The following is a 15,870-nucleotide window of genomic DNA, read 5'->3' on the forward strand; positions in this document are numbered from 1 at the left end:
CTAATTAACCATAATATCTTTACTACGTTTATAACCATCGACATAGTGTTCGAGTTGACAAAGAGCCCAATCAATATCTTTTTGAACAGCAGTCATATTATTAACCCGCTCAAAAACCTCTTGAATCTCTGTAAGAGGATAAAACTTTTCAAATGATCGAAGAATTCTACTGTGCTCGGTATATTCAGTATTTTCTTGATCAATTAATAATTCTTCATAAAGTTTTTCACCTGGGCGTAATCCGCTGTAGTGAATTGCGATATCCCCTTGCTCTGAATCATGTTCACGCACAGTTAAACCACTTAAAGAAATCATTTGTCGAGCTAAATCCTGAATACGGACAGGTTCACCCATATCAAGTAAAAAGACATCTCCACCTTTACCTAGAGCACCAGCTTGAATAACTAACTGAGATGCTTCAGGAATGGTCATGAAGTAGCGCGTTACATCTGGATGGGTCACAGTAATAGGACCACCTTTTGCAATCTGATTTTTAAATAAGGGAACTACAGAGCCTGAAGACCCTAATACATTACCAAAACGTACAATACTAATTTGAGTCTGCTTTTGGGCTTCAGCCATTGCCTGACAATAAAGTTCGGCCATGCGTTTTGATGCACCCATAACATTGGTTGGACGTACTGCTTTATCAGTCGAAATTAAAACGAATGTCTCAACACCCTTTTTCACAGCTGCATTTAAACTATTCGCTGTTCCAATCGCATTGTTCTTGAGGCCAGCAATCGGGTTACATTCTACTAAAGGTACATGTTTATAGGCAGCGGCATGATAAACAGTCTGTACGCTATATTGCTCAATAATACGCTCTAATTTTTGTTGATCCTGAACCGTACCTAAAATTGGAACAATTTCACATTGAGCGCTTAGACGTAATTCTCTATCTATACTGTAAAGAGCAAATTCCGTAATTTCATAAATGATCAACATTTTAGGTTGATTTTTAATAATTTGTCGACATAACTCCGAGCCAATAGAACCGCCGGCACCTGTTACCATTACGATTTTATTATGAATATTTTTTGCAAGTAGATGATCTACAGGTGGTACTGGGTCACGTCCCAATAAATCAACAATGTCTACTTCACGAATATCAGCAACTTTTAGTTCACCATCAACCAGCTGAGTAAGGCCAGGAAGTTCCGTAATTTTAAGATGTGCAGGTTCTAACTGTTGAATAATTTCACTTTTGCGTACGCGACCTACTGAAGGTAATGCTAATAAAATTTCATCAGTTTTATATTTTTCAAAACGTTGTAAAGCTTTTTCTAAAGATAGTACTTTCAAACCGCCAACCATATGGTCTTGCAAAGAACTATTATCATCAATGAAGAAAACAGGTAAATGGTTGCCAGAACGATAAAGCACAGCTGCAATTTGCTGACCAGCATCACCTGCACCATAAATTGCTATACGCTTTCTCTCTTCCCCTGTGAGTAATGCAGACTTTACAATAAATCGGATAAATGCACGGCTACACCAAACCCAACTAAACATTAAGAAACCAAACATCAATGGAATTGATGTTGGAACAAAAGCTGCCGAGAATGCATTTAGGCCATATAAAACAACTACCATCAGTGCAACAGCAAGCGCTAATTTTGCAATAAAGGCTTCGTTAAAAGTACGAACAATAAAGCGATATACCCCAGTTACCATTAAACTTAAAATAGCAACGATAGTAACGATTGCTACTCCATAGTTAATCCCTGGGATAACTTCAGCACCTAAATCAAACAGTCGAATGGCATAACATAGCCACAAAATAACAGGAAACGCAAAAAGGTCTACAAGAACCAAAAAACATTGTTTGGTGAGTCTTGGGGCAGACGCAAACTGATAAATAATCTTTTTCACAATACTCTTCTAATCGTTCTAGTAACCGTGCGATATTTATACTCATTTCTCATATAACTAGAAATAAAATTTACGCAGCGGTTACATAACTTTAAATCAGATCATAATTTAAAAGAAAGCTATGTGAATAGCTTCACATTTTTATGATTGTATAGCTCTACTAACAACATTAATTGCACTAATTGTTTTTTCTATACTATCTTGGCTCAAAGTAGGATGTACCAAGAACATTAAGCTTGTTTCACCTAATTTCTGCGCATTTTCCAGACGTTTTTCTGGACGCCATGAGGTGTCATCGAAAGCATGCTCTAAATAAACTTCTGAACAAGAGCCACTAAAGCAAGGTACATCTTGAGCATTAATTTCTTGCATTATACGATCACGTGACCAGCCATCTGGTAATGCCTCTAAATTTACTTGCACATAACATTTATAATGCGCATGAACATAATCATCTGAAGCGATATGAACGTTAAAGTAAGGAGAATTTTCAAACGCTTTTAAAATCTTTTCTGCATTTTCAGTACGCTTTTGTGTCCATTCAGTCATACGTGTTAACTGAATTCTACCAATAACTGCTTGCATTTCCATCATGCGCCAGTTAGTACCAAATGAGTCATGCAACCAGCGGAAACCTGGAGGATGTTGTTTATTATAAATACTGTCGTAGCTTTTACCATGGTCTTTATATGACCACATTTTTTTCCAAAGCGCCTCATCATTTGTGGTGACCATCCCGCCCTCACCACCAGTTGTCATAATTTTATCTTGGCAAAAAGACCAAGCAGAAATATGACCGATTGATCCTGCAGCTTTACCTTTATATTTTGCACCATGAGCCTGTGCGCAATCTTCAATAACATAGATACCACGCTCAGCTGCAAGTTGCATAATCGGATCCATATCGCACATCCAACCAGCTAAATGTACACAAATAATCGCTTTCGTATTTGGTGTAATTACAGCTTCAATCGTACGTCGTGAAATATTCTGAGAATCTAATTCTACATCGGCAAAAACAGGATTAGCGCCCGCAGTTACAATGGAACTCGCTGAAGCAAGAAAAGTACGAGATGTCACAATCACATCATCACCGACACCAATGTCTAAAGCTTTTAATGCAACATCTAGTGCCACGGTACCATTTGCCAAAGCTACCGCATATTTTGTACCAGAAAATTCGGCAAATTCTTTTTCAAAAATTCTACATTCTTGACCAGTCCAATAATTTACTTTATTTGATAGTAATACATTTTTGACTGCGTCAGCTTCTTCTGTTGTAAAACTTGGCCATGGTTCAAATGCAGTGTTTAACATTTCGTTTTTCCTTTCGTCTATCATTAACTAAATGATAATTTTATTTACGAATATATTTAGACTATAAAAATAAATGAAAGAAATTTCTTTCATTTATTTTTATACTTATCTCACTAGAGACATCACAGGTCAAAAGCTATCAGTTAATAAACTCTTGTGTTAGAAACTGATTAATTTCCATCCAGGAATTAAAATAATGATGTGCTTGATACTCTTCTGCTATCGAAAAGTCCTGCTGATGTATATTTTTACCCTGATCTCTTAGGCCGATTGTTATCCAGCCTAAACGCTTTGCCGTAATAAAATCCTTTTTTAAATTATCTCCAATATAAATATATTGCTCACAACTCAAATCCTCAATTATTTTCTTATAATTCAATAAATTGGGCTTTTCTGAGTTAATTTCTTCTGAAATTACAATGCTTTCCAATAAAGACTCTAATCCTAAAGCCGCAATCTTATTTCTCTGAGTCTTCGAACGTCCATCTGTAATCATCCCATATTTATAGACAGGACTAAATTCCAACAAAGTTTTTAATACATCAGGGTATAGCTGAATATTTGGTTGGTGAAATCTATACCAATCTAACAATTGAGATCTATCTACTTGATAATCTTTACTCACGCTAGAAAAGACATTTAGACCTTGGAAATACTGATTCAGCATCCGATTAAACAAATCTAAAGGATTATCACTTATCTTATTTGCGATAAAGTAATAAGCAGATTTTAGATAATCTAATTCTGAATATAATGTATCATCCAAATCCAAAACTAATGCTTTAGTTCTCATAATCATTAACTAATACTTCCGCATCATAACGCAGCATTAAAAGATTATCTTTCCATTCATTAAACTCTGCAATATCGTGATTTAATAAATATTCTTGAATTATCCATTGACTATAGTTAGCACCTGCCAAATAGCTTAATGGATATCCTCCACCAAAACGAGGATTAATTTCAATCCCTAAAATTACATCTTGTTTTTTACTCAGAAATACCTGAATAGTTAAACAGCCTCTAGCACCTTCAATATATTTTAATTTATGCATAAACTCAGAAACAATCTTATTTTTTCTCGTTGCTCCCTTATTTACTTCCCCTGCTCTAACAAAAATACGTTGGCGAGGTACTACGCACTTAAGATCTGATTTTTTGTCATAATAACAATCAACTGTAAATTCATCAAAATCTTGGGTAGAAATATACTCCATAAACATAAGTTTAGGGTTATTTATATGCTCTTCTTTAATATCACCTTTATTGTAAGCAACGAAAATTCCTTTACTTAAACTTCCATCATAAGGCTTTACAAAGACTGGATATTTTAAATCTTCAAGATTATATTGCTCAGGAATATCAATTCCCTTACTTTCAAAAAAAGTATTTGTTTTTCTTTTATCTCTACATTTCTGTATAAGGCCTAAATCACTCACCAACAACTGAATATTATTATCTTTAAATTTATCAATATTTTCACTCAAAATTAATAATTCCGTATCAATAGTAGGAATTATTAATTTAACTTCGTTCTTTAAACACAGCTCTACTAACGTGTCAATATAATCCTCATCAGTTACACGAGGAACTTGAAAGTACTTATCAGAAATATGACAAGCTGGAGCTAAAATAGGATTTAAATCTGCAGTAAAAACCTGACTATTCTTAAAATACTTTTTTAACTCTTCCTGAAAAGAACGTACTAAGGAAACTCGCTGGCCTGCTGAAGTAATTAGAATATTCATTTATTTTTCTCACTACCGGTAAACTTACTCATTGTTGCTTCACCAACCTCATTAATGTCATCTTTAGTAATTACTTTTTTAACAGTCTTCAACATAATCTTAAAATCTAACCACGTAGATCGATTCTCAACATACCAAGTATCAAGCTTAAATTTTTCTTCCCAACTAATTGCATTACGACCATTCACTTGTGCATGTCCAGTCATACCAGGACGTACATCATGACGTTTTGCTTGTTCTTTATTATACAATGGTAGGTATTCCATCAATAATGGTCGTGGCCCCACAACACTCATATCACCTTTAATCACATTCCAAAGTTCTGGCATCTCATCCAAGCTAGTCGAACGCAACATTTTCCCAAAAGGTGTTAAACGTTCGCTATCTGGTAGTGGGTTGCCCTGTGCGTCTACAGCATCTTTCATGGTACGGAATTTTATCATTTCAAAGGGCTTACCACCTAAACCTGGCCGGATTTGGCGAAACAGCACAGGTGAACCTAAATTCTTTTTTACTTTATAAGCAACATAAAAGTATAAAGGTGACAACAATAGCAGCGCGGTTGAAGCAATGATGATATCCAGTAATCGTTTAAGCATTTTTCACTCTTTCAAAAATTGCAACAAATTGTTGAGTCCCACTTTCTAGAGATAGTTGTTCATTATAAAAATTACGTGCGTTTAATCCTAACTGCTGTTGTTCTACAGCGCTCAATTGATATATGTCTAAGATAGCATCTCTTACACTATTCTTATCCTCTGATACAGCTATACGACCACATTTTGCTTGTTTAACAATATCTGCGGCATCTCCGGCTACAGCCATTAAAAGTGGCTTTCCAATAGCCATATATGCTTGAGTTTTTGAAGGAACTGTTATTTCAAACAAAGGATCTTTTTTCAGGTGAACTAATAACACATTGGCATTCATTAATACCCCTCCAACCTCAGACATTGGCATTCGGGGGATAAAAGAGACATTCTTAATTCTTTCATGATTTAGACGTAATTTAAGCCGTTCCGTTTCTGTACCAGCACCCACAAAAACAAATTGAATGTTTTGCACTTCTTCTAAATCTTTAGCAACATCTAGTATCGTATCTAAGGCCTGAGCTTTCCCCATATTTCCTGCAAATACAATATTAAATTTATAATCCATTAATTGTTTGTATTCTGATTTTAAAGGTTGTGTTTGCATCAGACTTTCTTCATCGCACCAATTATAAATGATACTTATTTTATTTTCTGCCACCCCTCTTTCTATTAATATTTTTTTGAACCCCGGGCAAAGTACAACGATATGATCTACAAACTTGTAGACTAATTGACAAGTTTTGCCAATAATATTCAAAAGCCTCTGATTATTTAACATTCCAGTCGCTTTTAACGTATCAGGCCACATATCCTGAATATCATAAACGACAGGAATCCGTCGAAATAACTTAATAAAGACAGCAGCTATCCCCACTGTTAATGGAGGATGGTAAGCGTAAATAACGTCCGCTTTTTTAGTTGCAAATATACCAAATAACATCGCCATAAAAGCGAAGGTAATATAATTGAAAATCCTTTTTAACGCAGAGCTATCGTGATTCGGATACAATGCGACTCGTAAAACTGAAATTCCATCAATATCTTCACGTTGATAAAGTTTCATTTTATAACCATCATAAATTTTTCCTCCTGGATAGTTGGGGAATCCAGTCAGAACCTGTACTTGATGGCCTTGTCTTTGTAATTCCTTAGCAAATGCCAAACCTTTAAAAGTTGGCTCTGGGTCAAACCACTGCGTTAAAAGAAGAATTTTCATTTCTTAATATTTTTTCCAAATCACACGATTTACATAGTCCGTATAACTCATAATGATACGCACAACTTTTTCACTTACGTTTGGCATGCTATAGTCTTCAACTAAACGTAAAAGACGATTTTCACCTCTAGACTGCCCTTCTAAAATTGCCAAACCTTGTAAAATACGTTCCGCTTTTAAACCCACCATCATTACAGCAGCCTCTTCCATTCCTTCTGGACGCTCATGTGCTTGACGTAAGTTAAGTGCAGGGAAATTCAAGATTGATGATTCTTCATTAATCGTTCCACTATCAGACAATGCAGCTTTTGCTGAAAGCTGTAACTTGTTGTAGTCGCTAAAACCCAGTGGTTTTAATAATTGAATTAAAGGGTGAAATTCAACATTTAACTCTTCAATACGCTTACGCGTACGAGGATGTGTCGATACAATCACAGGATACTGATATTGCTCTGCAACTGCATTTAACATTTCAACCAAATCTAAGAAGTTCTGATCTGAGTTAATATTTTCTTCACGATGAGCACTCACAATAAAGTATTCATGCTCTTTTAAATTTAAACGTTCAAGTACATCAGAAGCTTCTATTTTTGCTTTGTAATGATGAAGTACCTCAAACATTGGACTACCTGTTTTGATTACTAAATCAGCAGGCAAACCCTCAGCCAATAAATAATCACGTGCAATCGTACTATACGTTAAATTAATGTCAGCAGTATGATCAACAATACGACGGTTAATTTCCTCTGGAACACGCATATCAAAACAACGGTTGCCCGCTTCCATATGGAAAGTTGGAATTTTGCGACGTTTTGCTGGTAGTACTGCCATACAGCTGTTAGTGTCACCCAAAACAAGTAAAGCTTCAGGTTGCACTTCATCTAAAATCTTATCAACTGCAATAATTACATTACCAATTGTTTCTGCACCTGTCGCACCAGCTGCATTTAAGAAATGATCAGGTTTACGGATACCTAGATCCGTAAAGAAAATTTCATTCAATTCATAGTCATAATTTTGACCTGTATGAACAATAACATGATCAAAATATTCATCACACGCAGCCATTACACGTGATAAACGAATAATTTCTGGACGTGTGCCCACCACTGTCATTAATTTTAACTTTTTCACAAATCTATACTCTTAATTTGTTATTGGCATCGCATAAGTATCTGGCTTATTGCGATCAAAAATCTCATTTGCCCATAGCATTACTACCATCTCATCTTCACCGATGTTAGTAATATCATGTGTCCAACCAGGTACAGTTTCTACAATTCGTGGTTCATCGCCATGCGTTTCAAGCTCATAAAACTCACCTGTTACGACATGCTTAAACTTAAATAGTGCCTTACCTTTAATAACAAGGAACTTCTCAGTTTTTGTATGGTGATAATGACCACCACGGGTAATCCCCGGATGAGCAGTAAAGTAAGAAAACTGTCCTGCATCTGGTGTCTTTAGCATTTCAACAAATACACCGCGAGCATCACCATATTTTGGCACACTGTAATCGAATTGCTCAGGCTTTAAGAAACTCAAATAAGTTGAATAAAGAGCACGAGTTAGCCCAGTTCCCACCCGATCTGTAATAAGCGTATCTCGAGATGCTTTAAAGCCATTTAAAACTTTAGCTAAGTCACCTACAGTAATTTGATACTCAGGTTCAACTTGGAAAATTTGTTCAACCTGCTGACCATTCATAATAGCCCAGAATGCCTCAACTACATCATCGACATAAACAAGACGAATGACAGCATTTTCATCATGGATTTGTAGCTGCAAATCATTTGCAACATTATGGCAAAAGGTTGCAACAGCAGAGTTATAATTCGGACGTGACCATTTACCAAAAACGTTGGCTAAACGGCAAATATAGGCCGGATTACCTTGTGCTTGGTTGAGAGCTACCAACGCCTGCTCTCCCCCTAACTTACTTTTACCATAAGGATTATCACGTTCGACCTGAATAGAGGACGATAAGATAATCGGAGTTTTCTTATTCGCTTGCTGCAAAATTTGACAGATCTTTTCTGTTAAAGTGGTATTGCCTTCGGCAAATTCACTTTCATTTAAAGGGCGATTTACACCTGCTAAATGTACAATCCAGTCTGAAGCGAGAATTGATTGCTCTAACTCTTGATCTGTTGTTTCACGATGAGCTTTTAAAATCTCAACTTCAGGTTTCTCTGATAAAAATTGGATCAAGTTTTTTGCAATAAAACCATTAGACCCCGTGACTAAAATCTTCATATTAAGCCTCTGGATCTACATATTTTCCTTGTGTAAGCGCACGAATAAACTCTAGTTTGAGTAATAATTTTTTCATGCCTTCCACATCCAAACGTTCAGTATTATGCGAATTATAATCTTCAAGTTCAGTAATTTTTAAATCACCATTCTCAACATACTTTTCATAATTAAGGTCACGTTGGTCTGCTGGTACACGGAAATAATCACCTTGATCAATTGCCACAGCCATTTCCTCACGGCTCAACAATGCTTCAAATGCTTTTTCACCATGGCGAGTTCCCATAATTGAAATCGGATACTCTTCAACATTTAATAGTTCTCGCAAGGCTTTTGCTAAAACCTCAATCGTTGCAGCAGGGGCTTTTTGAACAAAAATATCACCATTTTCACCATGTTCAAAAGCATAAAGTACTAAATCAACTGCGTCTTCTAATGTCATCATAAAACGAGTCATATTAGGATCAGTAATTGTAAGAGGTTTTCCTTGTTTAATTTGGTCAACAAACAATGGAATCACTGAACCTCGTGATGCCATAACGTTCCCATATCGAGTACAACTAATAACCGTGTCTAAACCCTCTAAATTACGAGACTTCGCTACGATCACTTTCTCCATCATCGCTTTGGAAATACCCATTGCATTAATTGGGTAAACCGCCTTATCTGTACTTAAGCAAACAATTCTTTTAACATGATTTTGGATCGCTGCTTCAAGCACATTTTCTGTACCCAACACATTGGTTTTAACAGCTTCCATTGGGTGAAATTCACAAGAAGGAACCTGTTTTAATGCTGCTGCATGGTAAATATAATCCACACCACGAGTAGCATTTAAAATACTGTTGTAGTCACGAACATCACCAATATAAAATTTTAGCTTCGATGATTGATACTTTTTACGCATATCATCTTGTTTTTTCTCATCTCGGCTAAAGATACGAATTTCTTTTATGTCAGTGTCTAGAAAACGCTTTAAGACTGCATTCCCGAATGACCCAGTACCACCAGTAATTAATAAAATCTTATCCGCAAACATCATTTTCTCTCCAATGATTTCCAAATACCTAAATATTGATTAACAACCGTCTTAATTGAATATACTTCAGCACATCTTTTAAATGCGTTTTCACTTAAAAGATGTTGCAACGAGTCATTTTTTGATAAAATTCTCAAAGCCTCACCGAGACTCTTTTCATCAGCAACATCTACTAAAATTCCTGCTTCGTTCTCTAACATTTCAGGAATAGCACCAACTTTAGTCGCAATAATTGAATTCTTAGTTGACATTGCTTCAAGTATTACATTTGGAAATCCTTCTGTATAACTAGGCAAAGCAAATATTTTTGACTTTTTAAGCTCTAATAAAACCGCATCATTATCCAAATTCCCTAGAAAATGAATATCTTTATTTTTTGACACGCTATATTTTTCATCTAATTTTTCAAAGAAATCTTGATCAATAGGACCAATAAGTTTTAGCACCCAATTATCTAAATTAAGAGTAATAAATGAACTTATCAGCTCTTCAACACCTTTTTCCTTTTTCACCCACCCCACAAAAGAGATGATATTTTCTTTGTTTGAACTTTCAACAATTTCCTTTTCAAAAGCATAATCTATACAGTTTGGTATTAAACATGCCTTTCGTGAAGTATGTTCTGAATAATTAGCTAAGAAGTCATAGGTTTTTTGATCAATACAAATAATTTTATCTGAACATTTGAATATTAACTTTAACAAATAATACTCATAGTTTTTAGTTTCAAAAATCTCAGGAACTCTCCCGAAACGGATATGTGTTATAAATTTAGCTTGAAATAATTTAGAAGTAAAAGAAAATACAAAGTCTCTTACTAAACCAAAACTTCCAGAAGAAGTAAGATGGACAATATTGCTCCCAGTGACTAAACAGAGTAATAACTTGAAATAGTTATAAAATAACTGCAGATTACCACCAAATATTCTGAGCCACACTCCACTATGAACAGACCTCCACCTCACAGCAATATCTAAATGTTTATAACTAATAACTTTATTTTCATCTAAATAAGCTATTAACTGCTCTGTCCAACGTGCTATACCACCATAAGGTGGTGGAAGTGGAGATACTAATAAAAGCTTAGCTTTTCTCATACACTTAATTCTTCATTAATACTATTAAAAAACTCAGATACATTCTTACGAATCAAAATTGACTTTGATGAAAGTTCTTCTTCTGCGGTTCTCACTGCATTTACTTTCATAGCTTTCTTTTGTCCTAAAGAAAGCATTAACATCTTTCTAATAACAGTTTCTATTGCTTGTTTTGAGTTATCTTCAATAATAAACCCATTGTGCCCATCTCTTAGATATAACCCAATATCAGAGGTTAAATTTGTTGCAACAGGTACACCTAATGATAAACTCTCTACAAACTTAGACGGAAAACCATATCTGTTACAGTGGATATCAGGTCGAGTAAAAATTGTAAAATCAGCCTTTGCTATAAAACTATTTATTTCCTCTTGCTTAACTTTTCCATGTATCCGAATGCTAGCAGGCAACTCCTGAATATTATACTTCAACTTTAGCTCTACTTCACTTGGACCAAATATATCTAATTTTATTTCATTATCTATAGAAAGTTGATCTACCACTTGAATAATTTCATATAAACTATCTTTATTGCCAATATTACCAGCATAAATTAAAGACAGCATATTACTCTCACTAATTAATGGCTCATTCATTTCTATCGCGACTAGCGGAGGTATTACAACAGTCTTTTTTTTATTAAATACTTCACTTAGACTAGAGCTAATTGTAATAATACCATCGGCTCGTGGATAAACATATTTGAATGCAAGTAGAAAGCTATTATAAAAAAAACCGTACCTTCCACCCATCATTTGTGAAGGTTCATACCATTCAACAACATCAAAAATAACTCTTATATTATTATTTTTACAATATTCTACAATTTTTTTTGCATAACTATAATAACCACCATATACAACTACATAGTCAGGTTTAGTGTCTAATTTTTTGAGCCAGTCAATAGTATTATTCCCACTTTTGAAAATAAAATTAAATAATCTAGCAATACCTTTTGAATCTACATACAACTCATTAAGACCATAATATTTTATCTGAATATCATTACTTTCAAATTTATCCTCCTCAACTCTACCTCCATGTCCAACAATTACATTATACCCTAAACTTTTAAGCAACATAACATTACCCAAGACCCGTTTAGACGCAGCTTGACCAAAAGGAAATGAAAATGCTCCAACATATGCTATTAACTTTTTATCCATAATTAAAATACAGTAACTTTTCACATTAATAATGCTCTAGTTACATACCCTCTTCACAAAATTAAACTTCTTATTTAAGATGTCAGCCTGGGCCAACATTATCCAAAATATTACTGGTGCAGTGAAATTATTAGTAATCGCAATCCCGAAAACTAAGAACACCAACATAATAGATAAAAAATAATGTGCTCTATTAGAACTATCTTTTAAGTAGTTTTTTGAAGCCGTCACAACTGTCAGTGTCCCACCTAAAAAGACTAAAGCTCCGCCAACTAATCCAACAAAAATTCCATTATCTGCTGTTAAAGACAAAGGAAGAAAATGAGGATAATATCCATTCCAGTCCCATCCTTTTCCAACACCCAACCAAAAATGGTCTTTAATAACTGAAAATGAATAAATATATCCCTGAACCCTATCCACAACAGAAATATCATTTTGATCAGGAATTAAGTATTTTGAAATATCAGAGAATACAAACATTAACATTCCTAGTAACACACTACTAAATATAATTATAAATTTTATTAGAAAGTTTTTTTTATCACTAGATAAAACATTAAGAATAGCTATATAAAACAAACCAAGGATAAAAAACAACATTGGTCCTCGTGTCAATGAATTCAACCATCCAATTAACCCACAGAAGAATACAATAACTGCTAAAAGCTTCTCCCACAGTCTACCTGATGTCATAAAAAGATAAACTGCTACTAACAAAGCTAAAACCGAATGAAATCCCAAACTATTAGGGTTATGATAAATAGAATATCTTGAATATGCACCTTTTATTGATGTTCCAGTAGGGGCAGAAAAATTAACCTCACTAACATCATTTACGAATATACCTTCTTCGGCCTTATAAAAACTACCATCAAGAAACATTAAACTCGGTGTCAATAAAATAATAGTAGCAATAATTGTCTTAATAACTACATAGTTAATAAATTTTTCATTATTGTTGTTTTTCACCCCCATAACATACCAAATAAAATAAACAGGCACACCACTAAACACTAATAAAGAAATAGCCCAAATAATATCATCACCCTTAAACAAACTATTAAAAGTTATTAAAAAAGAGACCAACAAAACAGAAAATAACTTTAACGATTCCACTCGATTTATTTTCTTAATTGAAAAAAATAAATAAGACACTGAATAAAGGAACAAAATTAAAAATAAAACACGAGTGTACAACTTAAAGTTTGGAAAACTCAAACTTAAAAACTCTAAAAATGCATACCCATCTCTATCAGCTGCAAAAAAACCATAAAGTAGCAAAGAAACAGACGCATTTTTCAAGAAGTAAATCATACTTAACAATATTATAAATACGAAAAATTTCATATCCATCCCTTATTCTTTAAAAGCCTATATGTCACCAACATAATAAGAAAATTACCTAAAGTTCCAAATACCGACAATACATAAATATATGTATTGAAAGAATAATCAAATATAAAAATTGACATAAAAACGATTAAAAGCAATAAATCTATTGGAAGCTGAAAAATTTGTTTTTTTTCTGCTCTTAACAAAACCCTATAAGGCAATGCCATTATAAAAGATAAAACCCAAATAACTATATATTTAGACATCCACACAGCATTATGCCAATCACTCTTAAGAATTAGATTAAATATAAAACCCGTACTATAAAAAGCTAAAAATGCCGTCACACAGAAAAAAATCATTGATCTTTTAATATTAAAAAAATATATTTCTTTGAAATTTTCTCTTGCCACATATTGAAGTAGAATAGGAGAAACAACCTGTGTTAATAAGAAAGCTGGCCCCCAAACCAATTTATGAATTACAGAAAACTCTCCACCCACTGAATAAGAAAACTTATAAGTAATAAACAATAGAGGGGAAATAAACATGCTAGTAGATATTAATTCTTGTATAGTGCCAGTTATTAGAAATTTTTTATTTTCCAAAAAAATTAAAATACTCTCTTTTATATTCAAATAAAAACACATATTGCTTTTACAGAAAATAACACTGAACAACACCAATATAAACTCTGAAAAAACAACTCCCAGCACTAGCCCTAGCGATTTAGTATAATATGAAAAGAATACTTGACTTACTACAACAGCAACACTTCTTATTAAAATTCCGACTGAATATAACTTATTTTTACCCCCCCTTAAAAGAACAGCCCTAAACAATACATTAAAACAATAAAAAACAACATATAGCATTGTTAAGGTTAGTAACTCTACTCTATCATCTTGAAAAATAAAGTATGAGAAACAAATAAGAAATAAGAAGCAAAAAAATTCTAAAATAAAGGAACAGATTAACCCTGTATTAAAAATACGACTTATATTATCTTTACTAATCAAAATTAAATTATTAAATTGCAAATTACAAATTAAAGAAATAAAAGTGATAATAGAAACGATTATAGAAAGATAACCAAAACTCTCTTTGGTATATAAATATGTAAGTATTGGTTGCGAGGCTAGCTGTAATAGCTGTGCTAAAGCCGTTACAGCAGCAACAGAAAAAATTAACTTAAACATTTAAAAAGTGTACATACCAAGGCATTGCTTCTTGAAGACCCTGAATTACGTTATATCTACCTTCATATCCAAGATTTTTATATATTTTACTTACATCAGCTTGTGAATGTCTTACATCACCTACCCGAAATTCTTTATATAAAGCATTTTTAATATAAACAACATTATTTTTATTTAATTCTTCACGGATCGCATTAAATAAAACATTTAATGTTGTTCTATCTCCAACAGCAACATTATAGACTTGATTTTTAGCATCCTCATTTAGAGTTGTTGCAGCTAAAATATTTGCTTGTATTGCATTATTTATATAACAAAAATCTCGGCTAGTTTCACCATCGCCATTAATTGTGACATCTTGATTCTGAATCATAGCTGAAGTCCATTTCGGAATTACAGCTGCATATGCACCATTTGGGTTCTGACGTTTACCAAATACATTAAAATAGCGAAGCCCTATCGTCTGAAAACCATATGTCTTTGCAAAAACATCTGAATAAAGCTCGTTAACATATTTGGTTACCGCATATGGAGACAAAGGCTTACCAATATTCTCTTCTACTTTTGGTAATGCAGGATGATCTCCATAGGTTGAACTACTTGCTGCATATGTAAAGCTTTTTACATTTGCATCTCGAGCTGCGACCAACATATTCAAGAAGCCTGTAATATTAGCACTATTTGTTAATATCGGATCTGCAATAGAACGAGGAACAGAACCTAGAGCTGCTTGATGCAAAACGTAATCAACATTTGCACATACTTTCTGACAATCTTCTAATTGACGAATATCACCTTCATAAAAAGTAAAATTTTCCCACTGTTGTTCTAAAACCAGACTCTTAACTTCATCTAAATTATATTGAAACCCTGTTGAAAAATTATCTAAACCAACAACTTTTTGGTTCAACTTTAATAAAGTTTCTAACAGGTTTGATCCGATAAAACCTGCAACGCCAGTTATTAACCATGTTTTTGGAGTTAACTTAAGCTGCTCTAACACATGTTCATATTGACTCATATTTTTTCTCA

14 protein-coding genes are annotated in these 15,870 nt (G+C 33.7%); all 14 read right to left on the reverse strand.

Annotated features, from left to right (window positions below; all coding sequences use genetic code 11):
* Complete coding sequence (locus ASF86_RS17620) at window positions 1–1,875, reverse strand: polysaccharide biosynthesis protein (RefSeq protein WP_056484105.1); 1,875 nt, start codon at window positions 1,873–1,875, stop codon at window positions 1–3.
* A 141-nt stretch (window positions 1,876–2,016) separates the two neighbouring features.
* A complete protein-coding gene (locus tag ASF86_RS17625; protein ID WP_056484108.1) occupies window positions 2,017–3,192 on the reverse strand; it encodes a DegT/DnrJ/EryC1/StrS family aminotransferase in 1,176 nt (391 codons plus the stop codon).
* 139 nt (window positions 3,193–3,331) lie between these two features.
* Complete coding sequence (locus ASF86_RS17630; protein ID WP_056484111.1) at window positions 3,332–3,991, reverse strand: HAD family hydrolase; 660 nt, start codon at window positions 3,989–3,991, stop codon at window positions 3,332–3,334.
* Window positions 3,975–4,940 carry an ATP-grasp domain-containing protein gene (locus ASF86_RS17635; RefSeq protein WP_056484113.1) on the reverse strand — a complete coding sequence of 322 codons (966 nt, stop codon included), beginning with the start codon at window positions 4,938–4,940 and terminating at the stop codon, window positions 3,975–3,977. The genes ASF86_RS17630 and ASF86_RS17635 overlap by 17 nt, the downstream gene beginning before the upstream one ends.
* A complete protein-coding gene (locus ASF86_RS17640; protein ID WP_056484116.1) occupies window positions 4,937–5,539 on the reverse strand; it encodes a sugar transferase in 603 nt (200 codons plus the stop codon). The genes ASF86_RS17635 and ASF86_RS17640 overlap by 4 nt, the downstream gene beginning before the upstream one ends.
* On the reverse strand, window positions 5,532–6,749 hold the full coding sequence (locus ASF86_RS17645; RefSeq protein ID WP_056484119.1) for a glycosyltransferase family 4 protein: 1,218 nt from the start codon (window positions 6,747–6,749) through the stop codon (window positions 5,532–5,534). The genes ASF86_RS17640 and ASF86_RS17645 overlap by 8 nt, the downstream gene beginning before the upstream one ends.
* 3 nt (window positions 6,750–6,752) lie before the next feature.
* Window positions 6,753–7,883, reverse strand: coding sequence for a non-hydrolyzing UDP-N-acetylglucosamine 2-epimerase (gene wecB, locus ASF86_RS17650; protein ID WP_056484122.1), 1,131 nt, complete (start codon window positions 7,881–7,883; stop codon window positions 6,753–6,755).
* 12 nt (window positions 7,884–7,895) lie between these two features.
* Complete coding sequence (wbjC, locus tag ASF86_RS17655) at window positions 7,896–9,005, reverse strand: UDP-2-acetamido-2,6-beta-L-arabino-hexul-4-ose reductase (RefSeq protein ID WP_056484125.1); 1,110 nt, start codon at window positions 9,003–9,005, stop codon at window positions 7,896–7,898.
* Window position 9,006: 1 nt separating this feature from the next.
* Window positions 9,007–10,041, reverse strand: coding sequence for a polysaccharide biosynthesis protein (locus ASF86_RS17660; RefSeq protein WP_056484128.1), 1,035 nt, complete (start codon window positions 10,039–10,041; stop codon window positions 9,007–9,009).
* Window positions 10,041–11,138 (reverse strand): glycosyltransferase family 4 protein, encoded by a 1,098-nt coding sequence (locus ASF86_RS17665; RefSeq protein WP_056484131.1) that lies wholly within the window; start codon window positions 11,136–11,138, stop codon window positions 10,041–10,043. The genes ASF86_RS17660 and ASF86_RS17665 overlap by 1 nt, the downstream gene beginning before the upstream one ends.
* The gene (locus ASF86_RS17670; RefSeq protein WP_056484134.1) at window positions 11,135–12,304 is read right to left on the reverse strand and encodes a glycosyltransferase; all 1,170 of its coding nucleotides are present in this window, start codon (window positions 12,302–12,304) and stop codon (window positions 11,135–11,137) included. Before ASF86_RS17670 ends, ASF86_RS17665 begins: the two co-directional genes overlap by 4 nt.
* Window positions 12,305–12,340: 36 nt before the next feature.
* Window positions 12,341–13,654, reverse strand: coding sequence for an O-antigen ligase family protein (locus ASF86_RS17675; protein ID WP_155860179.1), 1,314 nt, complete (start codon window positions 13,652–13,654; stop codon window positions 12,341–12,343).
* Window positions 13,651–14,838, reverse strand: coding sequence for an oligosaccharide flippase family protein (locus tag ASF86_RS17680; RefSeq protein WP_056484140.1), 1,188 nt, complete (start codon window positions 14,836–14,838; stop codon window positions 13,651–13,653). Before ASF86_RS17680 ends, ASF86_RS17675 begins: the two co-directional genes overlap by 4 nt.
* Window positions 14,831–15,859: an NAD-dependent epimerase/dehydratase family protein gene (locus tag ASF86_RS17685; protein WP_056484144.1), complete on the reverse strand. Its 1,029-nt coding sequence runs from the start codon at window positions 15,857–15,859 to the stop codon at window positions 14,831–14,833. The genes ASF86_RS17680 and ASF86_RS17685 overlap by 8 nt, the downstream gene beginning before the upstream one ends.
* Window positions 15,860–15,870 lie beyond the last annotated feature (11 nt).

The organism is Acinetobacter sp. Leaf130 (genome assembly GCF_001423205.1).
In the GTDB taxonomy this organism is placed as follows: domain Bacteria; phylum Pseudomonadota; class Gammaproteobacteria; order Pseudomonadales; family Moraxellaceae; genus Acinetobacter; species Acinetobacter calcoaceticus.